Source organism: Rhodospirillaceae bacterium (genome assembly GCA_018662005.1).
GTDB lineage: Bacteria > Pseudomonadota > Alphaproteobacteria > Rhodospirillales > JABHCV01 > JACNJU01.
Window position 1 is genome coordinate 156,945 of the sequence record JABJHA010000004.1, and the last position, 26,360, is coordinate 183,304.

Here is a 26,360-nt window from a genome sequence, read left to right on the forward strand (position 1 = left end):
AAAAATGATTTTCTTTCCCGCCATTGATCTCAAAGACGGCCAGTGTGTGCGGTTGCTTCGCGGCGACATGGAAAAGGCGACGGTGTTTAATGATGACGCCGGGGCGCAAGCCAAATCCTTTGAAGATAAGGGGTGCGGGTGGCTGCATGTGGTTGATTTAAACGGCGCATTCGCGGGCAAGCCGGTTAACGGCGAAGCGGTCAAGGCGATCCTGGACGCCATCACGATACCGCTACAGCTGGGTGGCGGCATTCGCGACATGGAAACCATCGCCTACTGGCTTGATGCCGGTGTCAGGCGGGTTATTCTGGGCACGGTGGCTTTGCGTGATCCGGATCTTGTCCGCCGTGCGTGCCAGCAGTATCCGGGCCGGGTCGCCGTTGGCATCGATGCCCGCGACGGTTTTGTCGCCGTCGAAGGCTGGGCCGAGGTTTCGCAAATGAAAGCTTTCGAGCTGGCCGATCTTTTTGAAGACGCCGGAGTCGCCGCCATTATTTATACGGACATCGGTCGCGACGGGGCCATGGAAGGCCCCAACATTGAAGCCACGACGGCGCTGGCCGCAGCCCTATCAACGCCGGTGATCGCTTCGGGCGGGGTTTCGTCCATGGCCGACCTCAAACTGTTGAAAGACGCCGGCGGCGGATTGCTTGAAGGGGTTATCAGCGGCCGTGCTGTTTATGATGGCGAGATTGATGTCGGTGAAGCTGTCCGGTTTTTGCAATGCTGAAGGCGCGCATTATTCCGTGTCTTGATGTGGAAGGCGGGCGCGTCGTCAAGGGCGTCAACTTTGTTGATCTTGTCGATGCCGGGGACCCGGTCGAACAGGCGCGTATTTACGATAAGGCCGGGGCTGACGAGCTGACGTTTCTCGACATAACCGCCTCACACGAAGGCCGCGACACCATTTTCGATGTCGTCTCGCGGACCGCCGAGCAGTGCTTCATGCCGCTGACCGTCGGCGGCGGCGTGCGCACGGTTGATGATATTCGCAAGCTGTTGCTGGCCGGGGCCGACAAAGTCTCCATCAACACGGCGGCTGTTCACAATCCGGACTTTGTCCGCGAGGCGGCGCAAAAATTCGGCTCCCAGTGTATCGTCGTTTCCGTTGACGCCAAATCAGTCGGCACCGACAAGTTTGAAATTTTTACCCACGGCGGTCGCAACGCAACGGGCATTGACGCGATCGGCTGGGCGGAGCGCATGACGTCTTTGGGGGCCGGGGAAATTCTCCTCACATCCATGGACCGGGACGGCACCAAACAGGGCTTTAACCTGCCACTGACCCGCGCCATTTCCGATGCGGTAACCGTGCCGGTGATTGCCTCAGGCGGTGTCGGCACGCTAGAGCACATGGTCGAAGGTATCCGCGATGGCCATGCCTCGGCAGTGCTGGCGGCCTCGATTTTTCATTTCGGCACCTATAGTATTGAGGAAACCAAGGCCTATATGGCGGCGGCGGGAATTCCTGTGCGCCTGAAAAATGAAGGCGACGAATAATGAATGAACAGACCATCGACAGCCAGATTCTGGAGCGCCTGTTTCAAACCATCAAGGGCCGCCACGGGGAAAACCCCGACACGTCCTATACGGCAAAACTGTTCGCAGAGGGGCGTGGCGAAATCGCCCGCAAGGTAGGCGAGGAAGCCACCGAAACCATTGTCGCCTCGCTTGACGAAAGCGAAGAAAAAGTGGTTATGGAAAGCGCCGACCTGCTTTATCACTTGCTCGTGCTGTGGGCCGATGTCGGTATTGATCCATCCCACGTGTGGGCAGAGCTGGCGCGCCGGGAAGGCACCTCGGGGATCGACGAGAAAAACGCGCGGGGGAAATAAAATGGCCTATGACAACGACAACATCTTCGCAAAAATTCTTCGCGGCGAAATTCCCTGTGACAAGGTGTTCGAGGACGAGCACGCGCTGGCCTTTCGTGACATCAATCCACAAGCACCGCTGCATGTGCTGGTTATTCCCAAGGGCGCTTACGTCAACATGGATGATTTTTCGGCCCATGGCTCGGACGCCGAAATTGCAGGCTTTATCCGCGCCGTGGGCCAGGTGGCGCGCGAGCTGGGCATCGTCGATGCCGGATTTCGCACCCTGGCCAACAACGGACCCGATGCCCATCAGGAAGTGCCGCACCTGCACATCCATATTTTTGCCGGTCGCGATCTGGGCCGCATGATCAAAAACTTCAAAGACTGATGAATTCCGGTCCACAGGCCAGCAATCGAAACCTTGTCGGTATCAGCTATATTCTGATGGGTGTCGGCTTTTTGGCGACCATGGACAGTGTCGCCAAGGTTCTGGTCGGGGCCGAATATTCGGTGATGCAAATTCTTGCTATCCGCGGTTGGATCATCGTTTTTGTGATGCTGCTGGTCTTGCCCAAAATGGGCGGTCTGGCGGCGCTCAAATCAAAGCAACCGGTCAAGCATCTGATCAGAGTGGTGATCGGGTTTGCCTCGCCGTATTTTCTCTTCCGTTCCTTTGAGGTGCTGGGCTTGGCCGATGCGACGGTGATTTTCTTTGGCGGCGCGACTTTTTTGATGACCGCCCTGTCGGCGCTGTTGTTCAAGGAGCCGGTTGGCCGGCATCGTTGGGGCGCGGTGGTTGTTGGTTTCAGCGGCGTTATATACGCCGCCCAGCCGACCAGCGGGGTTTTTCAGATCGAGGCCCTTTACGCTATTGCCTCGGGCGCGTCCTACGCGATCATGGTGCTGGCGACCCGCTGGCTGGGCGCTGCCGAAGGAACATTCAAGCCGGTGTTTTATTTTAATCTTGGCGTCGCCTGTATGGGGTCGCTGGCTTTGCCGGTCGTGTTCAAGCCCATGCCGACGGGCGACATCATCACCATTTTGACCATGGCCGCCTTGGCCGTCGGCGGCCACTTTTGCATTACCCGGGCTTTTCACACAGCCCCGGTCAGCCTGTTGGCGCCGTTTGAATTCAGCGCCCTGATCTGGGCCGCAGGGCTTGGCTACCTTATCTGGTCGGATATTCCGGCGACCAATGTTCTTGTCGGGGCCGCTATCATTGTCTCAAGCGGGGCCTATCTTGTTCACCGTGAGGCGCTGGCAGAACGAGCCCAGAAAAGAGCAACAGAAGGGCTGGTGGTCGCCGACCCGCTGATCATCGCAAGCCCCGTCAGCGTCGAGGAGAAGGCGGGCGATTAAGCCCTCAGCTTGACCGCGTTACGACCGATCATCAGCCGCCGGTACGACAGGGCTTCGGCAATGTGAATGCGGGCGCTGGGGGCGTTTGGGTCTCCACCGCTGCTGACCGCGTCCAGATCAGCCAGGGTGCGGGCGACCCGAATGATACGGTGGTAGCCGCGCGCCGATAGGCGCATGCGCTCGGCGGCCTCCGTCAAAAGGGCGCGCCCGGCATCATTCGGGGTGGCGCATTCATCCAGCAAGGCGCCATCGGCTTCTGCATTGGTGCGGACAATGGGGTGGTGGGCGTAGCGTTGCTTTTGTATTTTCCTGGCCGCAGCGACCCGCGCCGCCACCTGGGCGGAGCATTCTGCTGGCGGCGGCAATGATAAATCAGCGGCGCTGAGCGCGGGGACATCAACATGCAGGTCGATACGGTCATACAGGGGACCGGAGATTTTCGCCTGATAATCCTCGGCGCAGCGCGGGGCCCGAGAGCAGGCCTGGGCCGGGTCTTCCAGATAGCCACAGCGGCACGGGTTCATCGCCGCGACCAGCTGGAAGCGGGCCGGGTATGAGACATGGGCATTGGCCCGGGCAACGGTGACCCGGCCTGTTTCCATGGGCTGGCGCAGAGCTTCCAGGGCGGCGCGCTGGAATTCCGGCAACTCGTCAAGAAACAACACGCCAAGATCGGCCAGCGAAACCTCGCCCGGCTTGGCCTTGTGGCCGCCGCCGACCAGCGCCGCTTGCGAGGCTGAATGATGGGGATCGCGAAAAGGCCTTCTTCCGGTCAGGCCGCCACCGTCCAGCACCCCGGCCAGACTCTGGATCATCGAGGCCTCAAGAATTTCCTCTGCGTCCAGTGGCGGCAGTAGACCCGGAAGCCGCGCCGCCAGCATCGATTTTCCCGATCCGGGCGGTCCTGTCATCAGCATGTTGTGACCACCAGCCGCGGCCACTTCCAACGCCCGCTTGGCGCTTTCCTGACCCTTGATGTCGATCAGGTCGGGGTACAGGGTGTCATCATCGGCCTTGCCCGGCTTTGGCGGTGACAAAAGTTGCGTGCCCTTGAAATGATTTATCAGGGCCAGCAGGTCAGGGGGGCTCAGGATATCCATGTCACCGGCCCAGGCCGCCTCAGATCCTTGTGAGCCAGGGCAAATCAGGCCCAGATCACGACTGTTGCAATGGATGGCGGCGGGCAGAACGCCGTTGACCGGGCTGATCGAGCCATCCAGCGCCAATTCACCCAAAGCGGCAAAGCCCGAAATATCTTCAATGGGCAGCACTCCCATGTCGGCGAGGATGGCGACGGCGATGGCGAGATCAAAGTGGGATCCTTCCTTGGCCACGTCGGCCGGGGCCAGATTGACAGTGATCCGTTTGGGCGGCAGCGCCAGGCCAATGGCGCCTAAGGCCGCCCGAACCCGCTCGCGGGCTTCTGAAACCGCCTTGTCGGGCAGCCCGACAATGGTGAAAGCCGGAAGGCCCGAGGCCATCTGAACCTGCACATCAATGTCCTGAACATCGATGCCGCGAAAAGCGACGGTATTGATACGGGCAACCATAACAGCCAACCTGCTCCTTCTTTCACACGCGTAAGACGTAAAGGAGCATAGCTGGAACGAAAAGAGAACACCAGAACTTTCGTCTACCGCAATCGCGCTTCAATGGCGTCCCAGAGCTGGGTTTCCAGTTTGACCCCGTCGAAACGGTTGATTTCCTGGATGCCGGTTGGCGAGGTGACGTTTATCTCTGTCAGATAGTCGCCAATGACGTCAATACCGGTGAAAATAAGGCCGCGGCGTTTTAGTTCCGGGCCGATGGTCTGGCAAATCTCGATTTCCCGTTTGGTTAGCTCCGATGGCAGCGGTGTACCGCCAGCGTGCATGTTGGCGCGCACATCGCCTTCGGGCGGCACCCGGTTGATGGCCCCGGCAGGCTCGCCGTCAATCAGGATAATGCGCTTGTCGCCTTTGCGGACATCGGCAAGGTAAGCCTGCACCATCACCGGCTCACGCGAGATGGCGGCGAACATTTCAAGCAGAGCGTTTAAGTTGTCGTCCCCGGGCGGCACGTGAAAAACACCGGCCCCGCCGTTTCCGTACAAAGGCTTGATGATGATGTCTTTGTGGGCATCGCGAAAATCCTTGATGGCAAGCGGGTCGCGGCTGATCAGGGTTGGCGGCATCAGGTCCGGGAAAAGGGTTGCGAACAATTTTTCCGGGGCGTTGCGCACGGACGCCGGATCATTGACGACCAAGGTGTCCGGGTGGATGTGATCGAGCAGGTGGGTGGCGGTAATGTAGGACATATCAAAGGGCGGGTCCTGACGCATCAGGACCACGTCAACCTCACCAAGGTCGATCACCTCAGGCGCCCCCAGGGTGAAATGATTGTCCAGTTCCGGACGAACACTTAAAGGCCGCGCCCGGGCCGTCACCAGGCCGCCCATGAAAGACAGAACTTGCGGGCCATAATGATAAAGCCGGTAGCCGCGGGCCTCGGCCTCAAGGGCGAGCACGAAGGAGCTATCGGCGTTGATGTCGACGGCCTCTATGGGATCCATCTGGATGGCGACGCTGCGGGATTTTGTCATTTTGGTTTAAGCATCCTAATTCAACCTGCCGCGCAGTTCCTGCAACAGGATCGAGGTCCGGTAGCGCGAGGCGTCGATCCCGGCGGTTTCCAGGTATTGTTCCAGCGCCGCGACGGCTTCGGCAACCCGGTCAAGACGGGCGTTGAGGATGCCTGCTTCGCGCCACAGGGCGGGCTCTGCCGGGGCCAGCATCAGCAGGGTCTCGACAACTTCGAGCGCCCCTTCAAGATTTTCAGAACGCAAATGAAGAACTTTGGCGTTACGCCGGGACCTTAAAATAATCGCCCGGTTGCTCATGGCCCCGGTATGGCGGGGCTGGATTTCAACCTGCGGACCGGAAACCGCCTTGTAAATATCGCGCAGATCAAAAGGTTCCATGACCTTGCCGCCATCGAAGGGATCAAGAATGCGGCGCTGGCCGGCAAATTCAAGCCGCACCAAAAAGCGCGGCGGAAAATCAAGGCCGTCAATTTCCCAGCCCAGCGCGCGGGAGACATGGATGTAGATGATGCCAAGCAAGGTCGGCAGGCCCTCGCGGCGATCAATCACCCGCATCAGGTTGGCGCATTCGGCATCTTCATAGGCGTCGTCACTGCCGCCGTAACCGGCGCGGCGGGCGATCACCTGTTGCAGGGCCTGGATACGCATATCCAGCCCGCGCTTGGGGCTGTCGGCTTCTTTGCCGGCGTAAGCCGCGACATCATCGGTGAGTTTTTCCAGATGGCGCGCATAGATAGCGGGATCAATGCCCGGCCGTTCGGATTTGGCCAGAACCAGCGCGGTCTCGGTCAGGCCAAGCTCATGATCGCCCAGTTTGCCAAAGGCGTTGAGGCGACGACGGATTTCCGGCGACGGCTTCATGCCCCCGCCCCCTTGATATCGGCCTTGAGCTGTACATAGGAAACCACCCGCCTGACATAGGAAATGTTGCGGGCCTGGGCGATCACCCGGTCCAGTTCAGCCTGATCCTGGGCGATGCCAAGCAGGAAGACCACCCCGCGTACAGTCTCAATAGCGTAGTTGACGGCCAGAACCTCACCGTCAAAGGTCAACCTTGATTTAAGTTCTGCGGTGATGGCGGTGTCGCGGGCGACTTCGCTAAAGCTCGGCGCTTCACCAACAACAATCTCGTTCATCACATCCTTGATGCCGTCTGCCTTCCAGGCCATGCCGACGGCGTCGGCGCGCTCCTGCTCGCTACGGGCGACCCCGGTCAGCAAGGCCCGGCTCTCATAAACTTCGATGCTCATATGGACGACCATGTTCTTGTCGCGCTGGACCCACAGTTTAAAAATCCGGGCTTCGATGGCACCGTCGCGGGCGACCCCTTCGATGCCCCGTTCCTGGTAGGCGGCAACCCCGGTCGCGGCCCCTGCGCCAAGGGTCAGGCTGACCGGATCGCAAGCGCCAACAGCAACAAGCGCCAGCAGAAGAAATAATCGGAAGGAGCGAATCATGGGAGTAAGTGTAAAGTTAGATGGGTTTTCAGACAAAGCCATTTTACGCGCCCTGTATCCACGCACCCGTAAGGTGCCGGGGCCAGCTTCGCGGACTTTGCACTATCAGGTCAAAGCGGGCATCGCAGGTTGACAGTTGATGATTCTGGGCCAGAAAGGCCAGTGCCGTACGCTCGATACGGCGGCGCTGTTGGGGACCCAGGGCGTGAAGGGCGTCATCCAGTGACTTGCGCGCCTTGACCTCGATAAAGGCCAGAATGTTACCGCGCCGGGCGATGATATCGATTTCACCACCAGCAGCCTGATAGCCGCGCTGCAGGATTCTGTAGCCCGTTAGCCGTAAACGCCAGCAACTGAATGCCTCGGCAAATTTACCAAAACGCTGGGCCGATGTTTTGGCAACCGTCATGAACGCGGACCTTTAAGTTCCAGGGCGCGGGCGTAGACGTCGCGCTTGACCGCGCCGGTGGCCGCCGTGACAGCCACTACCGCGTCTTTTAGGGACAAGGTCTCAAGGGCGTCGCCAAGCAGGCGGTCGATATCTTCCGGGGTTGCTTGCTTCTCGGTGCTCAGGGGCGGGGCGACGACAATGGTGACCTCGCCCTTGGGCGGGCCAGCAGTGTCATAGTGGGTGGCAAGGTCGTCGAGGGGGCCCCTGCGGACTTCCTCAAATTTCTTGGTCAGCTCGCGGCCGATGGCGGCTTCGCGCGGGCCCAGCACCACCGCCATGTCGTTTAGGGATTTGGCCAGCCGTTTCGGGCTTTCCAGAAACACCAGACTCGAAGGGATGGTTTTCAGTTCCGTTAATTCTGCCTGCCGCTTACCGGATTTGTTAGCCAGAAACCCTGTGAACAAAAAACGGTCTGTCGGCAACCCGGCCAATACCAAGGCGCTGAGCACCGATGAGGGTCCCGGCAGGTGGGTCACAAAAAGACCACCCTCATAACATGTGCGAACCAGCCGGTAACCGGGGTCCGATATCAGCGGCGTTCCGGCGTCCGACACAAGCGCCACGGTTTGGCCTTCTTTGAGGCGTTTGATAACCTGCGGCCCGGCCGTACCGGCATTGTGTTCGTGATAGGCCATAAGCGGGCGGGCAATATTGTGAATGGCCAAAAGCTTGGATGTCACACGGGTGTCCTCGCAAACAATGACATCGGCGGCGTGCAAGGCATCTAAAGCCCGCAGGGTGATATCGCGGGCATTGCCGATTGGCGTTGCAATAATATAAAGTCCACTGGGCCAGCGCCCGGCGACATTTACAGAAGAACGAGAGTGCCCAGATGAGAGGTCCGAACGCTTTGAATTGCGGTTTTGTTTTGCCCCGGATTTTGTCATTTCGAATGCCTGCATTGATGGCGCTGTTGATTGCGGCGGCGACGCTGCTGATTGTCGGCTGTGAGTCTCCACGACTTCCCTCTGTGTTACAAGGTTCCAGCGTTCCGGTGCCCGCGTCAACCAGTTCCGGGAAACCTGCGAAGCAGGCGGCCCAGCCGGCCCCTCAACCGCAGATGACAGAGCTTCCGGCCCCTGCCCCGACCCCGGCCATCAAGGATGATCGTCAAATTCCGTCGCTTGTTCCCTATTTAACAGGCCAGGCGCCTGCCACGTCACAAACCGCACCCGGCCAGCACGTGCCGATTACGCCGATGGCGACATCATCAACCGTCAGGGTGGCGTTGCTGGTTCCCTTAAGCGGCCCGAACGAAAAACTGGGCAGGGCGATGCTGAATGCCGCGCAGCTGGCGCTGTTTGATTTTTCCGACCAGCGTTTTGAGCTGCTTATTCATGATACCGGCGGCACCCCCGAAGGGGCGTTGGAGGCGGCCCGTTTTGCCATTGGTGACGGGGCGTCGGTTATTCTGGGGCCGCTTTTGGGGACCTCGGTCAGCGCCGTCGCTCCCCTGGCCCGGGTCGCCAATGTCAAGGTTATCGGCTTCTCAAGCGACCGCACGGTCACCGGCGATGGCGTTTACACCATGGGATTTTTTCCGGAAACCGAAGTCAGCCGGGTCGTCAGTTATGCTGCCGCCCAGGGCCTCGGCCGTTTTGCCGTCCTTGCCCCCAGTGGCCCTTATGGCGAAACCGTGCTCGAGGCGCTCAGGCAAGCCGCGGTGCGCGGCGGTGGCGAGGTTACCAGGGTGCAGTTTTATGACCCGTTGACCGAGGATTTCTCAGGCATCGTACGTGAATTGGCCGATTACGACAGGCGCCGTCAGGCGCTCCTCAACCAGCGCGCCGAGCTGGCTGAACGGGACGATGATATTGCACGCAGAGCATTGAAAAGACTGGAAAAATTACAAACCATCGGGGAATTGCCCTTTGACGCCCTGTTGCTGGCGGATGGCGGTGCGCCGCTCCTCTCAATCGCGGCGCTGTTGCCATTTTATGACGTCGATCCAAAAAAAGTGCGGATGCTCGGCACCGGCCAATGGGACACCCCGGGCCTTGGTTCTGAACCGGCCTTAAGCGGCGGCTGGCACGCCGGACCGCCGCCGGACGCGCGAGCCGAATTTATCGCCCAGTATGAAAAAGTTTACGGCAACAAGCCCCATCGACTGTCGACGCTGGCTTATGATGCGACGGCGCTGGCGGCGGTATTGGCCCGGGCCGAAGGCGGACCGAACTTCTCGGACGCTGTGCTGACGACAAAAAGCGGCTTTTGGGGCCGCGACGGCATCTTCCGCTTCCTGCCCGATGGCAGCGTTGACCGGGGTCTGGCGGTGTTACAGATCGAGCCCAGGACAACCAAGGTCATCAGCCCGTCACCGGATGCCTTTAGTGAGGCAAATTAGGCCCCTCAGGCCAGCAATTCGGCCAGCACGGCGTTCAGGCACAGTCTGCCTTTTTGGGTTGTGCACAGGCCGTTTTCGTCGCAGATCAGGAATTCAGCCTCAATCAGGCGCTGCAGGGCGTTTTCGTCAATGATGGCCCTGACACGGGAGAAGCGCTCCCCATCAATGCCCTGGCTTAAGCGCAGGCCCGTCAAAAGCAGCTCTTCGGCCCGGCTGGCGGCGCTTAGAGTGTGGCGTTTGGCGGTGGCGTGGCCGTCTTTATCGACTCTTTCAAGCCAGCGGGCCGGATCATGGATTTGATAAAGGGCGTCTGTGGCGGCGCTGCCCGATAAGCGCCCATGGGCGCCCGGACCGATACCGACGTAATCGCCACCCCGCCAGATCGCCAGATTATGGCGGCATTCCTGATTTTCCAGCGCATAATTTGAAATTTCATAAGCATTAAAACCCTTTAACGCCATTTGCTCATGTGTCAGTTCATAAAAATCAGCGCCGCTTTCTGAATCTGCCTCGGCGACGCCGTCACAGAAGAACGGCGTCCCCTCTTCGATGCTCAACTGGTACAGTGAAAGGTGTCCTCCGGCCAACTCAAGCGCTTGATTTAACTCATTTTTCCAGTCCGCTGTCTGTTGGCCGGGTAGTCCGTAAATGAGATCGAAGGAAAAACGCTCAAATCTTTCCGACGCCAGAGAAATCGCCTTCATTGCGTCATTTGCGGAGTGCTCTCTTCCAAGGAATTTCAAAGACTTATCATTAAAACTTTGCACGCCAAGTGAAAGACGATTAACCCCGGCATTGGCAAAATCCGCAAGTTTCCCCGCCTCGACCGATGTGGGGTTGGCTTCAAGCGTAATTTCCAGAGTCTCCGAGCACGTCCAGAAGCCTTTTGCCGCCGAAATCAGGGCCGCCGTTGTGGCCGGGGCCATGGTCGAGGGGGTGCCACCGCCAAAAAACACAGTTTCAAGCCGGTTTTGACGGGTTTCAGCAGCAAAATGGGCCATTTCAGCCAATAACGCCCGCCGCCAGCGCTCTTCATCGACGGGACCGACCGAAACATGGCTGTTAAAGTCACAATACGGGCATTTTGACAGGCAAAAAGGCCAATGAATGTAAAGGGATAGGCCTTGAATCATGAGACAGGATCAAAGCAGGCATCGACCAGCTTTCTAAACGCTTCGGCGCGGTGGCTGATGGCGTGTTTGGCGGCTGGATCCATCTCGGCGAAGGTGATGTGGTGGCCGGTGGCCATGAACGTTGGGTCATAACCGAAGCCTTTATCTCCCCGCGGCGGCCAGACCATGGTGCCCTGGACATGTCCCTCGAATGATTCCATGTGGCCATCGGGCCAGCAGAGGGTCAATGCACAGGCGAAGTGGGCGCTTCTATTGTTTTTATTTTCAATGGCTTGCTCAACTTTCTTCATAGCGATACCGAAGTCTTTTGCCGGCCCCGCCCAGCGCGCCGAATAGATACCCGGTTCGCCGCCAAGGGCGTCAACGGCGAGACCGCTGTCATCGGCCAGTGCGGGTAAATTTGAGGCCAGCGCTGCCGTCCGGGCCTTGATTTCGGCGTTGGCGATGAATGTCAGGCCGTCTTCGACGGGCTCCGGCAAGCCTAAATCCCCGGCGGAAACCACCTCGACACCAAAAGGCGATAAAAGATCGCCAATTTCCCGGACTTTTCCCGGGTTATGGCTGGCGATGACCAGTTTTGGTTCTTTAAATGGTCGCGGCATGGGCGCTCCATATTTATTGCCCCTCAAGCGCCGGCCCGCAGTCGCGGGCTTGGGGAACCAAGTTTATCGGTAACAAAAAATGGCTCATCCCACCATTTATATTTTGACTTCCAGAGACCCAGCCAAGAGAGCGGAGCGAACGCCCGGCGCTTGAGGGGCCTGAACCTTTATGATGGGCATTAACTAAACCAACGCCTCGCGTTGCGCCGCCACCAGTTCATCGACGCCCTTGCGGGCCAGAACCATTAATTCACTGAATTGTTCCGGCGAAAAGGGTTCTTCCTCTGCGGTTCCCTGAATTTCGACGATTCCCTGCCCGGCGGTGAGGACGAAATTGGCGTCGGCCTCGGCCGTGCTGTCCTCGTCGTAATCCAGGTCCAGGATCGCGTCTCCCTTGTATAGGCCGCAGGAAATGGCGGCGACCTGATCGGTCAGGGGCACGGATTTCAGGACACCCAGGTCAACCATCCGCTGAAAGGCCAGATGCAGGGCCACATAAGCGCCGGTGATGGAAGCCGTGCGTGTGCCGCCATCGGCCTGAATGACGTCACAATCGACGGTCACCTGCATTTCACCCATCGCCTGAAGGTCTGTGACGGCGCGTAAAGAACGCCCTATAAGGCGTTGAATTTCCTGTGTTCTGCCTGACTGCTTTCCGCGTGCCGCCTCGCGGCCCATGCGCGAACCGGTGGAGCGCGGCAACATGCCGTATTCGGCGGTGACCCAGCCTTTGCCGGAACCCCGCATCCACGGCGGCACCCGTTCTTCAACACTGGCCAGACACAACACATGGGTTTCGCCCATTTTAATCAGGCATGAGCCTTCGGCATGTTTGTTGACGCCCGTTTCCATGGAAATAGCGCGGAGTTCATCAGGCTTACGGCCGGAAGGTCTCATGAAATTCGTTCCTTTATTGACTTCAGAATGGCGCACGCTAACCTCCCTGCGTTGACGGGGCAAGGTCTGGTCACTACATTCCGGCAATCATATTTATTAAAAGCCAAAGATCATGATTCCTGAACTGGACGAGCGCTCGCGCGTTATCTTCAAACAAATTGTCGACGCCTACGTGACGACAGGCGAGCCCATCGGCTCGCGCACCCTGTCGCAGCGCCTGAATTCATCGCTGTCCCCGGCGACGGTTAGAAACGTCATGGCCGATCTGGAAGATGCCGGTTTGTTGTTCAGCCCCCATGCGTCTGCTGGACGGATGCCGACGGACGCCGGTATCCGGCTGTTCGTCAACGGCTTGCTTCAGGTCGGCAACCTGAGCCGCGAAGAGCGCGAAAGCATTGAAGGCCAGTGCCATGTGGAAGGCACCTCGGTAGAGGGCTTGCTGAAAGAGGCGACGACGGTGCTTTCGGGGCTTTCCCATTGCGCCGGGCTGGTGACGGCACCAAAAACCGACGTGCCCTTGAAACACATCGAAATTGTCGCCCTAAGCCCGGGCCGGGCGCTGGTCGTGCTGGTAACCGAAAACGGTATTGTTGAAAACCGCATTATCGAAACCGCCCACGATCTGCCGCCATCGGCGCTGGTCGAGGCCAGTAATTTTCTCAGCGCCCGTCTGGTTGGCCGCACCATTGTCGAGGCCACGGGCCAGATCATGGCGGAACTGGACCAGCACCGCGTCAATCTTGATGCCCTGACCCAAAGCGTCGTCGCTTCGGGGCTTGCCAGTTGGGCAGGCGATGATGAAGGGGGTACCCTTATTGTCAGCGGCCAGGCAAATTTGCTGGAAGATGTGCACGCGGCCTCTGACCTTGAGCAGATCCGCTCTTTGTTTGAAGCCCTTGAGACCAAGGAAACAATGCTTAAATTACTGACACTTGCCGACGGCGCCGAAGGGGTGCAAATATTCATCGGCTCGGATAATCAGTTGTTTGGGATGTCCGGTTGCTCGATGATTGTTGGCTCCTATCGCGATGGACGGGAACAGGTTGTTGGTGCCATCGGGGTTGTCGGACCGACGCGAATGAATTATGCCCGCATTATTCCGATGGTCGATTATACCGCCAAGCTTGTCGGTCGCCTTGTCGGCAATCGGTAAATGAAAAAAAGAATTTAAGAGAGTTAAAGCCACCATGTCCCCAAGTACAGAAATAGACACTGAAAAAGACATCGAACAAGAATTAGAAAACGAAACCGCCGATGAGGCGCCGGAAACGGAGCCGAACGACGGCGAAGGTGAAGCCCTGGCCGAAGACGATGAGCCGCTTTTCGGGCCCGATGCTTCGGACGAAGAACTTGAGCTTCTTGATGGCGAGGAACCCGAAGGGGATTTAAGCGCCCTTGAAACCGAACTGGCCGAGGTCAAGGATCAACTGCTTAGGGCCGTCGCCGAAACCGAAAATGTCCGCAGACGCGCCCAGCGTGAAAAGGAAGACGCCGGAAAATACGGTATCGCCTCTTTCGCCCGTGAGATGCTTTCGGTCTCCGATAATCTTGGCCGGGCGCTGGATAGCGAGCGCGCTGATGAAGAAAAGAAGGCCAACGCCGACTTGAGCATCGAAGAATTGCTCGAACGGTTTGGCAATTTTATTGAGGGCGTGCAGATGACGGAAAGCTCTCTGCAAAAGACCTTCGAGCGCATTGGCATCAAAAAGCTCGATTCCATCGGCCAGCCTTTTGATCCGAAATTACACCATGCGATGTTTGAATTAGAAGACCCTGGCCAGCCTTCAGGTACTGTTTTACAGGTCATCGAAGCGGGTTATGTCCTGCAGGATCGCTTGCTGCGTGAAGCCAAGGTTGGCGTTTCCAAGGGCGGACCAAAGGCCGAGGCAGGCGCCCCCGAACAGGAATCCGATCCGACTGAAGCCGAAGACGCCGCCAGTGCTTACGAGCAACCGGTGGAGACCGGGGCGAAAGTCGATAAAGAGTTATAAGAGGAAAAAACCATCGACAAGGTTGCGTCGTTTGACTGTGCACCATATATAACGCCCGGAAGCCGCTTTGTTCCGTTTATCGGGACAGGCATTTCCAGGAACAGTTTTGACAAGGGGATTTCCCGCCCGCAAGCGCCCTGATGGGGCTTACCCGAGGAAATCTGCCGTAAAGCAAGAAGGATAGAACATGAGCAAGGTTATCGGAATCGACCTTGGCACCACCAATTCCTGTATCGCCCTGATGGACGGTAAGGAAGCCAAGGTCATTGAAAACGCCGAGGGCGTTCGCACAACACCGTCAATTGTCGGCTTTACCGAGGGCGGCGAGCGGCTTGTCGGACAACCAGCCAAGCGCCAGGCGGTGACAAACCCCGAAAACACCCTGTTCGCGATCAAGCGTCTGATCGGTCGCCGTTTCGACGACCCCTTAACCGAAAAGGACAAGGGCCTTGTTTCCTATTCAATCGTTTCTGGCGACAGTGGCGATGCATGGGTTGAAGCCGGTGGCAAAAAATACAGCCCGTCCCAGGTCAGCGCCTTCATCCTGCAAAAGATGAAAGAAACAGCGGAAAGTTTCCTTGGCGAGGACGTTACCCAAGCGGTGATTACGGTCCCCGCCTATTTTAATGATTCCCAGCGCCAGGCAACCAAGGACGCAGGCAAGATCGCCGGTCTTGAAGTGCTGCGTATTATCAACGAACCTACCGCGGCGGCGCTTGCTTATGGGTTGGACAAGAAAGAAACCGGCACCATTGTCGTTTATGATCTTGGCGGTGGCACCTTCGATGTTTCGGCCCTGGAAATCGGCGACGGCGTGTTCGAGGTCAAGTCAACCAACGGCGACACCTTCCTGGGTGGTGAAGATTTTGACGCCCGCATCGTCGAATATCTTGCTGACGAGTTCAAAAAAGACAGTGGCATCGACCTGCGCGAAGACAAGCTGGCCCTGCAACGCCTGAAAGAAGAAGGCGAGAAGGCCAAGATCGAACTGTCCAGCGCCATGCAGACGGAAATCAACCTGCCGTTCATCACCGCAGACGCTTCGGGACCGAAGCATCTGAACATCAAGCTGACCCGCGCCAAGCTGGAAGCCCTGGTTGATGATTTGATCGTCCGCACCATCGAGCCCTGCAAGAAGGCATTGAAAGACGCCGGTTTGACGGCTGGCGATATCGACGAGGTGATTCTTGTTGGCGGCATGACCCGTATGCCCAAGGTCATTGAGATGGTGAAAGAATTCTTCGGTCGCGAACCCCACAAGGGCGTCAATCCCGATGAAGTCGTCGCCATAGGTGCTGCCATTCAGGGCGGTGTTCTGCAAGGCGATGTCAAGGACGTGCTGCTGCTCGACGTGACGCCGCTGTCTTTGGGTATCGAAACCCTGGGCGGGGTGTTTACCCGCCTGATTGATCGCAACACGACAATCCCGACCCGAAAAAGTCAGGTCTTCTCGACCGCCGAAGACAGTCAGACCGCGGTCACCATCCGGGTCTTCCAGGGCGAGCGTGAAATGGCTGCCGATAATAAAATACTGGGCCAGTTTGATCTGGTTGGTATTCCACCTTCGGCACGTGGCATCCCGCAAATCGAAGTGACCTTCGACATCGACGCCAACGGCATTGTCAATGTCTCGGCAAAAGACAAGGCCACGGGCAAGGAACAGCAGATCAAGATTCAGGCCTCCGGCGGACTGACCGACGATGATATCGAAGGCATGGTCAAGGACGCCGAATCCCATGCTGATGAAGATAAAAAACGCCGCGATGTTGTTGACGCCCGTAACCACGCCGATGGCCTTGTTCATTCAACCGAGAAGAATTTGAAAGAATACGGCGACAAAATCGACGAAGCCGACAAGACGGCCATTGAAGCGGGCATTCAGGAGCTTAAAGACCTGCTCGCCAGCGAAGATCCGGACGCCGAAGCAATCAAGGCGAAGACCGACACCTTAAGCGAACAGGCGATGAAACTTGGCGAGGCCATGTACAAGGAAAGCCAGGCCGAAGCCGAAGCCGCGGGTGGTGAAGGCACTTCGGGCGACGAGGCATCTGCAGGTGAAGGTTCTGATGACGCCGATGTCGTTGACGCCGAATTCGAGGAAGTCGATTCCGAGGCTGACGCCAGCAAAGAAAAGTCTGAAGACGAAGAAGATAAAAAGGACGGCTAAAACCCGTTCGCAGAAATTGAAAACAAGCCACCCCGGCGGGTCTTACTGATCTGCCGGGGCGGTTGCGCATTAAGGTTCTAACATGTCCAAGGAAGATTTCTACACGCTCCTGGGGGTATCGCGGGACGCGGATACGGATGAAATCAAGAAGGCTTATCGCAAGCTGGCCATGAAATATCATCCGGACCGTAATCCGGGGGACGAGGAAGCTGAACGCAAGTTCAAGGAAGTCAACGAGGCCTATGAGGTCTTGAAGGACGAGGAAAAACGCGCCGCTTTTGATCGTTTCGGCCATGCAGCTTTCGAGCAAGGCGGTCCCGGTGGCGGTGGCGGTGCCGGATTTGGCGGTTTCGCCGATATCTTCGATGAAATGTTTGGCGACTTTGGCGGCGGCGGCGGCGGCGGCCCCAGGGGTGGTGGCGGTCGCGGTTCTGACCTGCGCTACAACATGGAAATTACCCTCGAAGAAGCCTTTGAAGGCAAGAAGAGCAACATCCGGGTGCCCACATCGGTGGTCTGCGATAGCTGCACCGGTTCGGGCGCTGCCGGTGGTGCTGCGCCGGTTTCTTGCTCGACGTGCGGCGGCCATGGCCGGGTTCGCACCCAGCAGGGGTTCTTTACGGTTGAGCGGACCTGCCCGTCCTGTCAGGGCACCGGTCAGGTTATTAAAGAACCCTGCACGTCGTGTGGCGGGCAGGGCCGCACTCATAAGGAAAAAAACCTGTCGGTCACCATTCCGGCCGGGGTCGAGGACGGCACCCGCATTCGCCTTGGTGATGAGGGTGAGGCCGGTTTGCGCGGCGCTCCTGCCGGTGACCTGTATATTTTTCTATCCGTCAGTCCACACCGCATGTTCAGGCGCGATGGCGCTAACATTCATTGCCGGGCGCCGATCCCCATGACCACGGCGGCCCTGGGTGGCTCCATCGAAGTGCCGACGGTTGAGGGCAAGTTGACCCGCATTTCCATTCCCGCTGGCGCCCAGTCAGGACAGCAGTTTCGCCTGAAGGGCAAGGGGATGCATATCCTGCGCTCCAACGCGCGCGGCGACATGTTCGTACAGGTCGCCGTTGAGACGCCTGTCTCGCTTAACCCTAAGCAAAAAGAACTGCTCAAGGAGTTTGAAGAAGAGAGCGACCACCAGCAACACAGCCCTGAATCCCACGGTTTCTTTGACAAGGTCAAAGAACTTTGGGAGGATTTGAAAGAATAGGGAGTCTTTGGTGTTGCCCCTCAGGCACCGGGGTTAAGGATCAAGCCCCTCAGTCGCCGGGCGCTCAATCCGTTCGCTTGGCTGGGCCTCTGGAAGTCAAGTTTCAAATGGCAACAGGAGCTTTATCCTTAAAAAACCGGGCTCACACACTTTTTCTTCAAGCCCGCGACCGCGGGCCGCCGCTTATGCGGCGAGCCAAGGGTTCGGAGAACCCGCCCGGCATCTGAGGGGCTTGAACTCTTAAAGAGCACACCTTCTCGTTTCGTGTTATATGATTTTGGCAAAGTTTTCTAAGGGGAGCGCGGTTATGAAAGTCGGAATCGTTGGATGTGCTGGCCGCATGGGCCGGATGTTGGTGGCCGAAACGCTGGCCACGGACGGCTGCGCCTTAATCGGCGGCACGGAACATGCCGAAAGCCCGTTTCTGGGCTCGGATCTGGCGGCCCTGGCCGGTATCGATAATGCCGGTCTGGTTGTTGGCAGCGATACCAACGCGCTTTTTGCCGAAGCCGATGTGGTCATTGATTTCACCTTGCCGCAAGCAACCATCGACCACGCCGACGCGGCGGTCAAAAGCGGTACGGCGCTGGTTCTGGGCACCACCGGGCTTGGCGTCGCCGAACAGATGGCCATTGAGAAAGCAGCCGAAAGCGTTACCGTTATTCAGGCCGCCAATTATTCCGTCGGTGTCAACCTGCTGATGGCGCTGACAACGCAAGTGTCCGGGCTTCTGGATAACGACTACGATATTGAAATCGTTGAAATGCACCATCGCCACAAAGTTGACGCCCCCTCGGGCACGGCCCTGGCTTTAGGTCAGGCGGCGGCGGATGGTCGCGGCGTCGATTTGCAAAGTGTGTCCGAACGGGTCCGCGATGGTCATACCGGCGAGCGGACTGCGGGCGACATAGGCTTTGCCACCTTGCGCGGCGGTGATGTAGTCGGCGAACATTCGGTTGTTTTTGCCGCCGAAGGGGAACGCATTGAGCTGACTCACAAGGCTTCAAGCCGAACCTTGTTTGCGCGTGGCGCTGTGCGTTCTGCACTGTGGTGCGAGGGCAAGCCTGCCGGCCTGTATTCCATGGCCGACGTGCTCGGCCTTTAAGGATCTTTTGGCGCGCCCTCTTTTAAGGAAGCCAGCGCCTCGTTCAACTGCCGGGCAATCACATCACAGTCATTGGCGGTCAGCAATGAGCCGACGATCATACGCTCACCGTGGGATGAGATTTCGATATGGCCGTAACGGCGGTCGGTTGAGTCGGAAATGACACGCACCCAGTAGGGGTCGAACGATTTTTCGGCATGGAAACGACCGGGCCCTTTCACGTGCAGGGTGTTGGCCTTCAGGGTTATGGTTTCGATGCGGTTGCCGGTTTTGATGAACATTCTGATGATGCCCAGGATCAGAATAAACTCGGCCCCGTAAAAAACCGATAGGGGCCAAACGCCGAAGTAAGCCGCGCCGCCGCCGATTACGGACCAGAAAAAACCAAGCACCAGCAGCACGATAAAACCGGCCCCGGGTTTGGCGCTGCGCTGGGGTTTTAGGGTGGCTTGAAACAAAATATCGTCTGTTGGCGCATCATCCATGTTTTTAAAATAAACTTTTCAGTCTTGCCATTGCCACGTTAAATTCAAAACCGCCATGAAAAAAACTGACATCGAAATATTTTACCAGACCCTGTCCGATGACAACCCGGATCCCAGGGGCGAGCTTGACTGGGTCAACACCTACACCTTGCTTGTCGCCGTCGTGCTATCGGCGCAGGCTACCGATGTCGGGGTTAACAAGGCGACGGGGCCGCTTTTCAAGAAAGTCAAAACACCCGCAGCCATGCTCAAGCTGGGCGAGGAAGGTTTGCGCGGCTATATCAAGTCCATTGGCCTGTTCAACACCAAGGCCAGGAATGTCATCAAACTGTCACAGATGCTGGTTGATGGTTACGCAGGCAAGGTGCCCGAGGATCGCGGTGAGCTGGAAAAACTTCCGGGCGTTGGTCGTAAAACCGCCAGCGTCGTTATGAACATCGCCTTTGGCGCGCCGACCATCGCTGTCGATACTCATATTTACCGGATTTCCAACCGCACCGGGCTGGCACCGGGCAAAAACGTACTGGCGGTAGAGGCGAAGCTGGAAAAAGTCACCCCGGCCCACTGGAAACTGCACGCCCATCACTGGCTGATATTGCTCGGGCGTTATGTCTGTAAAGCGCGCAAGCCCGAATGCTACCGCTGCCTTGTCCGCGATGTCTGCGCCTTCAAGGGCAAGACGACGCTTTAATATTTCCCTGTCGCCATACCTGTCTTGGCTTCCAGAGACCCAAAAAGCCAAGCGAACGGAGCGAGCGCCCGGCGCATGAGGGGCAAAAAGTAATGCTTTAGCGCGCTAAAGCCTCAAGCAGGCATTCGGCACCCGACACTTCCTCGATGCTGTGGCCGCGGGCTTCTACGTGGCTGACCCGGTAGGTGTCTTCACCCAGATATAAAAAGACGTCGAGCAGGCAGCCGGATTTTCTGTATTGCCAGATTTCCGCCGGTGGATCACGGCGTTTGAAGTCGGGGTTACCCAGCATTTGCTGGATGGCTGTCGCGGCAAGACCAACCAGCCGTTCCGGTCCTGGGGCGTCCGGGCCTTCCAAACCATCGCGCATGGCCCGTTCCGGCGGCTGCATGGTGACTCGTGGTAAACTGGCGAGATCATCGACGGGGTGGGTGGTGTTGGTGGGTGCATCCGTTTGTGGGGTTTGCGATGTTTCGGTTGTTTCAGGGCCTGCGCAGGCGACCAGAACGAAGACCAGAAACAAGGCCGGGATTTTAAAGAGAGCAGACACGTTCACGCCGGATCAGTATCCGTGTCATCTTTTTCAGGTGTCACCTGGGCTGGTGCGTCAAGGGCATGCATGTCGCCGGAAACTTCGCCGCCGGCTTCAATAATGATGCTGCCGTAGTGGACCGAACCGCTTATTCTGCCGCCACTGCGCACGGTTAATTTGTTGCTGACAACCAATTCACCATCTACATGACCGCTGATGTCGGCATCTTCAACCTCGGCGCTGCCCTTGAAAACGCCGCTTGGGGCAACTTCGATCAAACGCGCTCCGGCCAGACTGACCTCCACGTGGCCCTCGACCACCAGTCGTTCACAGGCGGCGATTTCTCCGGACAGGCGGATGTCGCGTCCGACCACCAGTCTTTTACTGTCGCTATCGCCGGCGCGGTGACGGTCAAGGCGGTTGGGCACCGATGGAATATCAACGGGCCTTTTCTGACTGGCCGCACTGGCCCCGCCCGCGTTCAGGTTTGGCGCTTTGGTTGGTGGTTTGGACGGTGTGTGTGTTCCCTTGGAAGCGAACGGTTTGAGCGGCGGCGCGTCATCGCTGCTGTCGTTATCGTCGCTATCCTTATTTCGCCGGAACATGACATCTTCTCCTTAGGCGCGGTTGCGGAAGTCCTCGAACAGATGGACCATCATACCGGTGGCGATAATCGGCGCCAGTAAATTGACGACAGGCACCGTCAGCAAAAAGGCAATCAACGCTCCGGTCATGAACAATTTAAAGCCGTTACGCTTACGAAGCGCCGTCGCCTCGGCGGGGCCTAAGCGCCTGAGCGCCACCAGTTCAAAATATTCACGTCCCAAAAGATAGCCGTTCACGCTGTAGAAAACAAAAGGGAAAAGTGGCCCGGCTAACAACAGCGGCAGCATCAAAATATTGAGCGCGAGCATAATCGCCAGGAATCTGAGGGTGGTCAGGACCGTATCGCCTAAGGCCTGGCCGTGGGCGGCCCCCAGACCGGGATAGTGACGGGCCTCTACGGCGCTTGCGATTTCTTCGAGAAAAAGACCAATAACGGCGCTGATGGCGGCCGGGAACAAAAGCCAGGTCAAAACCCCGGTCGCCAGCCCGCCAAGCCAGTCGATAGCGGTTTCAAGCCAGCCGATGGAAAAAAGCGCGGTGTTGGCGAGCAGGAATCCAATGACCACCCACAGTAAAATGAAAACGCCCGCCGCCGCCGCCAAAGCGAACCAGATGACCCTGCGCGCCCTGGGGTCGGAAATTTGCTGCGCGGCCTTGATAAATGCACTGATCACTTGGAATGTTGCCTCGTCTAAGTGTGTTTAACATTTACAGGATGTGTAGACTTAAATACGCTCCTGCGGCAAGGGCTTTAACCCTTGCCCGTAAAGGCTTTGTCGCTATACTGCGCCGCCTTATACCCAAAGCACCATCAAGTTTAAGGAACATCCCATGAGTGAGACCCGTTTTGACGTGGTCGGCATCGGCAACGCCATCGTTGACGTTCTGGCCCATGCCAATGACCAGTTCATTAATGAAAATAATCTGATCAAGGGGACCATGAGTCTGGTTGATGAGGAAACCGCCCAATCCGTATACGACAAAATGGGTCCGGGTATAGAGTGCTCCGGCGGCTCGGCGGCCAATACCATTGCCGCAATGGCCTCGCTTGGCTCAAGGGGCGCTTTCATCGGCAAGGTCAGGGATGATCAACTGGGTACGGTTTTCCGCCACGACATAACGGCCCTTGGCATTACTTTTGAAACCGAAGCAGCCAGTGATGGGGCCTCGACCGCCCGCTGCATGATCCACGTCACCCCGGACGCCCAGCGGACCATGCAGACTTTCCTCGGTGCCTGCGTCAGTCTTGGTCCCGATGATATTGACGAAGGCATCATCAGCGCCGCCGCCGCAACCTATCTTGAGGGCTATCTGTGGGATCCGGATCAGGCAAAGCAGGCCTTTCGCAAGGCGGCGACAGTCGCCGAACAGGCCGGTCGCCAAGTGGCGCTCAGTTTGTCCGACCCGTTTTGTGTCGATCGTCACCGCGATGACTTTCTCGATCTGGTGAAGAACCACGTTAATGTGGTGTTCGCCAACGAAGAAGAAATCATGTCGCTTTATCAGGTTGAAAATTTTGATGAGGCCTTGCAAATGGTTCGCGCCGATTGTGATATCGCCGCTTTGACCCGCAGCGAAAAGGGCTCGGTTATTGTCCGTGGTGATGAGGTTCATATTGTTGACGCCGAACCGGTCGACCATGTTGTCGATACAACCGGCGCCGGCGATGCCTACGCGGCGGGTTTCCTGCATGGATTGACCACCGACAAACCCCTTGATGTGTGCGCCCGTTTGGGCGGCATCGCGGCGGCTGAAATCATCAGCCATGTGGGCGCCCGCCCGGATGTTTCCTTAAGTGATCTTGTTGAAAAGAAACTGAACTAAAATGAAACTTCGTAATATCGCCATCATTGCCCACGTTGACCATGGTAAGACAACACTGGTTGACACACTGCTGCGCCAGTCCGGTTCGTTTCGTGATAACCAGCGGGTCGAAGAGCGGGCCATGGATTCGGGCGACCTTGAGCGCGAGCGCGGCATCACTATATTGGCCAAGTGCACCTCGGTTGAATGGCAAGGCGTGCGCATCAATATCGTCGACACCCCGGGCCATGCGGATTTTGGCGGCGAGGTCGAGCGTATCCTGTCCATGGTTGATGGCGTCCTGTTGCTGGTAGACGCCGCTGAAGGGCCAATGCCGCAAACCAAGTTTGTCACCGCCAAGGCCCTGAAACTGGGCCTCAGGCCGGTTGTCGTTATCAACAAGGTCGACCGTCCCGATGGCCGTCCCTACGAAGTGCAGGACGAGGTCTTTGATCTCTTCACGGCCCTGGATGCCAGCGACGAACAGCTTGATTTTCCAACCATTTTCGCCTCTGCCAAAAATGGCTGGGCGGCTATGGAGCCGGAAGGCGCGCAGGAAAACATGCATGATATTTTCAACCACATTCTAAGCCATGTGCCCGAACCGGAAATCGATCTGGATGCCCCGTTTTCCATGTTGGCCACGACCCTGGAATCCGATCCTTTCCTGGGTCGTATTCTGACCGGTCGCATTCAGTCGGGCACGATCAAGGCCAACGACCATATTCACGTTCTCAACCGGGATGGTGAAGAGGTTGACCAGGGTCGCGCCACCAAGCTTTTGGCGTTTCGGGATTTGCGCCGCGAGCCCGTCGATAGCGCGTCCTCTGGTGATTTGATCGCCATTGCCGGCCTGACAAAGGCAACTGTCGCCGATACCCTGTGTGCGGTGGAGGTCGCTGAGCCTTTGAAGGCCGACCCGGTTGATCCGCCGACCCTGGCCATGACGTTTTCCATTAACTCCTCGCCCATGGCCGGCAGGGAAGGCTCGAAGGTGACGTCGCGGATGATCAGGGATCGCTTGATGTCTGAAGCCGAAGGTAACGTCGCCATCCGCATTTCCCAGGCCGACAACACGGATTCCTTTGAGGTCGCAGGTCGTGGTGAGTTGCAGTTGGGTGTACTGATTGAACAGATGCGGCGCGAAGGTTTTGAGCTTTCAATCTCGCGTCCCCGCGTGTTGTTTCAGGAAGACCCCGATACGGGCAAGACGCTGGAGCCTTTTGAAGATGTCCAGATCGATGTGGACGAGGAATTCTCCGGCATCGTTGTTGAGGCGATTTCGGTACGCAAAGGCAAGATGACCGAAATGCACCCCTCAGGCGGCGGCAAGGTTCGACTTTCCTTCATCGCCCCGGCCAGGGGATTGATCGGTTATCATGGCGAATTCCTGACAGAAACCCGGGGCACCGGTGTGATCAGTCGCACCTTTCACAGTTACGGTCCCCACGCCGGTGACATTACCGGGCGACGCAACGGTGTTCTTATTTCAAACGCGCCGGGCAAAACGGTGGCCTACGCCCTGTCCAATCTTGAAGGGCGCGGGTTTCTATTCCTTGGTTCCGGCATTCCGGTTTACGAGGGCATGATCATTGGTGAGCACGCCAAGAACGGCGACCTTGAGGTCAATCCCATGAAGGGAAAGCAGTTGACCAATGTGCGGGCCTCGGGAACGGACGAGGCGGTGCGCCTGACGACGCCCAGGCAAATGAGCCTGGAAGAGGCGATCGCCTATATTGCCAATGATGAACTCGTTGAAGTCACGCCTGATAATGTTCGGTTACGCAAGCGCCACCTTGACCCCCATGAACGCAAACGTGTCGAGCGTGGGCGCGAAAAGCGCGGATAGTCATCATATGATGGTCAGGGGCACGCCCGGTCAGTTTGTCATTCTTGAGGCCATGCCCACGGTCGATGATTTTTACGAGCTGTACTGGAACAGGTGTCCCTTTGTTGTGCGCGGGGCCATTTCCAAAGACGTCATCGATGGCTTGATCGGGGCTGACGAACTGGCCGGGCTGTCCATGGAGCAAGCGCCTCTTTCGCGCATGGTAAAGACGGCGGGTCCGGGCAGAGCGTGGTCGTGCCGCTTTGGTCCTTTCACGGAGCAGGATTTTAAAAATACCGGCGAGAAGGACTGGAGCCTTTTGGTCCAGAACGTCGAGCAGTTCCACCCTGAAACGGCCGTGTTGCTTAGCCACTTCAATTTTGCGCCGCGTTGGCTGATGGATGACATCATGGTCAGTTATTCGGCCGTCGGCGGCTCGGTTGGTCCGCATATTGACAGCTATCACGTGTTCCTTGTGCAAGGTCAGGGCAAGCGAATATGGAAAGTCGCCGACCAGACCATGGCGCAGGAAACCTACATAGGGGGGCTTGATCTGAAAGTACTCGATGGTGATTTTGTCGGCCAGGACGTTGAGGTCAGCTGTGGAGATGTGCTTTACCTGCCGCCGAAATTTGCCCATCAGGGGACCACTCTGGAGGCGTCGCTGACATTCTCGGTCGGCTTTCTTGGGCCAAAACTTTCCGAATTGTTCAGTGGTTACGGGCATTATTTATCCATGCGCGAAGACCTTGATCAACGCTATGCGGGTGACGGTATTGTTGGTGATAGTGCTGGTTTTACGCTGGCCAGCGGCGTCGTTGACGACGTCCGGGGATGCTTTGCCGGACAGCTGGAAACCATGGATTTCAGGCGCTGGCTGGTGCAATTCTTCACCGAGTCCGGGCACGAGGATTTTGGTCACTATAGCGAGCGCGAAGAGATGATCGAGGCCAGCGCGCTGAAAGGAAAATTTGAGCAGGGCGCAAGTCTGATCAAGCCGCATTATGTAAAATTTGCGCTCATACAAACGGCTCCAGAAACCGTCTGTTTGGGGTTTGATAGCCACAACTTTATTGTTGAGCAATTCACCCTTGCCGCGCTTAAGACATTAATGAAAGAGCAGCCCGTCAACATTAAAAGCAATCCGGAAATTATAACGCACGCCGGCGCTCTTGAATTACTGCTCGACCTCTATAACCATCAGGGTCTGGAATTCGGACCAACTTGCACGTAAAAAAGAACAATGAGCGATTCGCCCGAACACAACACATCCATTTCCGGCCACCATTTTGTCAGCA

General features: G+C 57.5%; 28 protein-coding genes. 15 read left to right on the plus strand and 13 right to left on the minus strand.

Annotated elements, in window-relative coordinates:
- Nucleotides 1-4: 4 nt before the first annotated feature.
- The 5 genes from hisA to HOL66_02055 are packed head-to-tail and all read left to right on the plus strand — an operon-like array spanning nucleotide 5 to nucleotide 3,176.
- Nucleotides 5-730: a 1-(5-phosphoribosyl)-5-[(5-phosphoribosylamino)methylideneamino]imidazole-4-carboxamide isomerase gene (hisA, locus tag HOL66_02035; GenBank protein ID MBT5243006.1), complete on the plus strand. Its 726-nt coding sequence runs from the start codon at nucleotides 5-7 to the stop codon at nucleotides 728-730.
- Entirely contained in the window at nucleotides 724-1,500 is a 777-nt protein-coding gene (gene hisF / locus HOL66_02040; GenBank protein ID MBT5243007.1) for an imidazole glycerol phosphate synthase subunit HisF, read from the plus strand. The genes hisA and hisF overlap by 7 nt, the downstream gene beginning before the upstream one ends.
- On the plus strand, nucleotides 1,500-1,835 hold the full coding sequence (locus tag HOL66_02045) for a phosphoribosyl-ATP diphosphatase (GenBank protein ID MBT5243008.1): 336 nt from the start codon (nucleotides 1,500-1,502) through the stop codon (nucleotides 1,833-1,835). The genes hisF and HOL66_02045 overlap by 1 nt, the downstream gene beginning before the upstream one ends.
- 1 nt (nucleotide 1,836) lies before the next feature.
- The gene (locus tag HOL66_02050; GenBank protein MBT5243009.1) at nucleotides 1,837-2,205 is read left to right on the plus strand and encodes a histidine triad nucleotide-binding protein; all 369 of its coding nucleotides are present in this window, start codon (nucleotides 1,837-1,839) and stop codon (nucleotides 2,203-2,205) included.
- Nucleotides 2,205-3,176, plus strand: a complete 972-nt coding sequence (locus HOL66_02055) for a DMT family transporter (GenBank protein ID MBT5243010.1) — start codon at nucleotides 2,205-2,207, stop codon at nucleotides 3,174-3,176. The genes HOL66_02050 and HOL66_02055 overlap by 1 nt, the downstream gene beginning before the upstream one ends.
- Here HOL66_02055 and HOL66_02060 read toward each other — a convergent pair.
- The 6 genes from HOL66_02060 to rsmI all read right to left on the minus strand — a co-directional run bounded on the left by HOL66_02060 (nucleotide 3,173) and on the right by rsmI (nucleotide 8,567).
- Entirely contained in the window at nucleotides 3,173-4,726 is a 1,554-nt protein-coding gene (locus HOL66_02060) for a YifB family Mg chelatase-like AAA ATPase (protein ID MBT5243011.1), read from the minus strand. The two genes, HOL66_02055 and HOL66_02060, sit on opposite strands and share 4 nt — an antisense overlap.
- 83 nt (nucleotides 4,727-4,809) lie before the next feature.
- Nucleotides 4,810-5,757, minus strand: coding sequence for a glutathione synthase (gene gshB / locus HOL66_02065; GenBank protein MBT5243012.1), 948 nt, complete (start codon nucleotides 5,755-5,757; stop codon nucleotides 4,810-4,812).
- A gap of 15 nt (nucleotides 5,758-5,772) precedes the next feature.
- Nucleotides 5,773-6,618, minus strand: coding sequence for a tetratricopeptide repeat protein (locus HOL66_02070; GenBank protein ID MBT5243013.1), 846 nt, complete (start codon nucleotides 6,616-6,618; stop codon nucleotides 5,773-5,775).
- On the minus strand, nucleotides 6,615-7,256 hold the full coding sequence (locus HOL66_02075; GenBank protein MBT5243014.1) for a BON domain-containing protein: 642 nt from the start codon (nucleotides 7,254-7,256) through the stop codon (nucleotides 6,615-6,617). The genes HOL66_02070 and HOL66_02075 overlap by 4 nt, the downstream gene beginning before the upstream one ends.
- Nucleotide 7,257: 1 nt before the next feature.
- Complete coding sequence (locus HOL66_02080; GenBank protein MBT5243015.1) at nucleotides 7,258-7,623, minus strand: YraN family protein; 366 nt, start codon at nucleotides 7,621-7,623, stop codon at nucleotides 7,258-7,260.
- Nucleotides 7,620-8,567 (minus strand): 16S rRNA (cytidine(1402)-2'-O)-methyltransferase, encoded by a 948-nt coding sequence (gene rsmI, locus HOL66_02085; GenBank protein MBT5243016.1) that lies wholly within the window; start codon nucleotides 8,565-8,567, stop codon nucleotides 7,620-7,622. The genes HOL66_02080 and rsmI overlap by 4 nt, the downstream gene beginning before the upstream one ends.
- On the opposite strand from rsmI, the gene HOL66_02090 reads away from it, so the two are divergent.
- Nucleotides 8,558-10,009 carry a penicillin-binding protein activator gene (locus HOL66_02090; GenBank protein ID MBT5243017.1) on the plus strand — a complete coding sequence of 484 codons (1,452 nt, stop codon included), beginning with the start codon at nucleotides 8,558-8,560 and terminating at the stop codon, nucleotides 10,007-10,009. The two genes, rsmI and HOL66_02090, sit on opposite strands and share 10 nt — an antisense overlap.
- Before the next feature lie 5 nt (nucleotides 10,010-10,014).
- Here the strand turns inward: HOL66_02090 and HOL66_02095 are convergent, their stop codons facing one another.
- The 3 genes from HOL66_02095 to rph form a co-directional block, all read right to left on the minus strand.
- A complete protein-coding gene (locus HOL66_02095; protein ID MBT5243018.1) occupies nucleotides 10,015-11,142 on the minus strand; it encodes a coproporphyrinogen III oxidase in 1,128 nt (375 codons plus the stop codon).
- Complete coding sequence (gene rdgB, locus HOL66_02100) at nucleotides 11,139-11,744, minus strand: RdgB/HAM1 family non-canonical purine NTP pyrophosphatase (GenBank protein MBT5243019.1); 606 nt, start codon at nucleotides 11,742-11,744, stop codon at nucleotides 11,139-11,141. The genes HOL66_02095 and rdgB overlap by 4 nt, the downstream gene beginning before the upstream one ends.
- 183 nt (nucleotides 11,745-11,927) lie before the next feature.
- On the minus strand, nucleotides 11,928-12,641 hold the full coding sequence (rph, locus tag HOL66_02105; protein ID MBT5243020.1) for a ribonuclease PH: 714 nt from the start codon (nucleotides 12,639-12,641) through the stop codon (nucleotides 11,928-11,930).
- 112 nt (nucleotides 12,642-12,753) lie between these two features.
- Here rph and hrcA point away from each other — a divergent pair, with 112 nt between their 5' ends.
- The 5 genes from hrcA (at nucleotide 12,754) to HOL66_02130 (ending at nucleotide 19,117) form a co-directional block, all read left to right on the plus strand.
- The gene (gene hrcA / locus HOL66_02110) at nucleotides 12,754-13,794 is read left to right on the plus strand and encodes a heat-inducible transcriptional repressor HrcA (GenBank protein ID MBT5243021.1); all 1,041 of its coding nucleotides are present in this window, start codon (nucleotides 12,754-12,756) and stop codon (nucleotides 13,792-13,794) included.
- Nucleotides 13,795-13,828: 34 nt separating this feature from the next.
- A complete protein-coding gene (grpE, locus tag HOL66_02115) occupies nucleotides 13,829-14,632 on the plus strand; it encodes a nucleotide exchange factor GrpE (GenBank protein ID MBT5243022.1) in 804 nt (267 codons plus the stop codon).
- Nucleotides 14,633-14,819: 187 nt separating this feature from the next.
- A complete protein-coding gene (gene dnaK, locus HOL66_02120; protein ID MBT5243023.1) occupies nucleotides 14,820-16,799 on the plus strand; it encodes a molecular chaperone DnaK in 1,980 nt (659 codons plus the stop codon).
- 82 nt (nucleotides 16,800-16,881) lie between these two features.
- On the plus strand, nucleotides 16,882-18,012 hold the full coding sequence (gene dnaJ / locus HOL66_02125; protein ID MBT5243024.1) for a molecular chaperone DnaJ: 1,131 nt from the start codon (nucleotides 16,882-16,884) through the stop codon (nucleotides 18,010-18,012).
- Between the two features lie 307 nt (nucleotides 18,013-18,319).
- Nucleotides 18,320-19,117 carry a 4-hydroxy-tetrahydrodipicolinate reductase gene (locus HOL66_02130; protein MBT5243025.1) on the plus strand — a complete coding sequence of 266 codons (798 nt, stop codon included), beginning with the start codon at nucleotides 18,320-18,322 and terminating at the stop codon, nucleotides 19,115-19,117.
- On the opposite strand, the gene HOL66_02135 is transcribed toward HOL66_02130, so the two are convergent.
- Nucleotides 19,114-19,602, minus strand: a complete 489-nt coding sequence (locus HOL66_02135) for a DUF2244 domain-containing protein (protein ID MBT5243026.1) — start codon at nucleotides 19,600-19,602, stop codon at nucleotides 19,114-19,116. The two genes, HOL66_02130 and HOL66_02135, sit on opposite strands and share 4 nt — an antisense overlap.
- Before the next feature lie 55 nt (nucleotides 19,603-19,657).
- Here HOL66_02135 and nth point away from each other — a divergent pair, with 55 nt between their 5' ends.
- Nucleotides 19,658-20,293, plus strand: coding sequence for an endonuclease III (gene nth / locus HOL66_02140; protein MBT5243027.1), 636 nt, complete (start codon nucleotides 19,658-19,660; stop codon nucleotides 20,291-20,293).
- Nucleotides 20,294-20,390: 97 nt separating this feature from the next.
- Here the strand turns inward: nth and HOL66_02145 are convergent, their stop codons facing one another.
- From HOL66_02145 to HOL66_02155, 3 genes are read right to left on the minus strand one after another with little or no spacing between them, the layout of a single operon-like run.
- Entirely contained in the window at nucleotides 20,391-20,849 is a 459-nt protein-coding gene (locus tag HOL66_02145) for a hypothetical protein (GenBank protein MBT5243028.1), read from the minus strand.
- On the minus strand, nucleotides 20,846-21,430 hold the full coding sequence (locus tag HOL66_02150; protein MBT5243029.1) for a polymer-forming cytoskeletal protein: 585 nt from the start codon (nucleotides 21,428-21,430) through the stop codon (nucleotides 20,846-20,848). The genes HOL66_02145 and HOL66_02150 overlap by 4 nt, the downstream gene beginning before the upstream one ends.
- Before the next feature lie 12 nt (nucleotides 21,431-21,442).
- On the minus strand, nucleotides 21,443-22,105 hold the full coding sequence (locus HOL66_02155; GenBank protein ID MBT5243030.1) for a hypothetical protein: 663 nt from the start codon (nucleotides 22,103-22,105) through the stop codon (nucleotides 21,443-21,445).
- 157 nt (nucleotides 22,106-22,262) lie between these two features.
- Between HOL66_02155 and HOL66_02160 the strand changes: the two genes are divergently transcribed.
- Genes HOL66_02160 through HOL66_02170 form a run of 3 tightly spaced genes read left to right on the plus strand, consistent with a single transcriptional unit; the run spans nucleotide 22,263 to nucleotide 26,296 of the window.
- The gene (locus HOL66_02160; protein MBT5243031.1) at nucleotides 22,263-23,255 is read left to right on the plus strand and encodes an adenosine kinase; all 993 of its coding nucleotides are present in this window, start codon (nucleotides 22,263-22,265) and stop codon (nucleotides 23,253-23,255) included.
- A 1-nt stretch (nucleotide 23,256) separates the two neighbouring features.
- Nucleotides 23,257-25,083 carry a translational GTPase TypA gene (gene typA / locus HOL66_02165; protein ID MBT5243032.1) on the plus strand — a complete coding sequence of 609 codons (1,827 nt, stop codon included), beginning with the start codon at nucleotides 23,257-23,259 and terminating at the stop codon, nucleotides 25,081-25,083.
- Nucleotides 25,084-25,090: 7 nt separating this feature from the next.
- Nucleotides 25,091-26,296, plus strand: a complete 1,206-nt coding sequence (locus tag HOL66_02170) for a cupin domain-containing protein (protein MBT5243033.1) — start codon at nucleotides 25,091-25,093, stop codon at nucleotides 26,294-26,296.
- Nucleotides 26,297-26,360 lie beyond the last annotated feature (64 nt).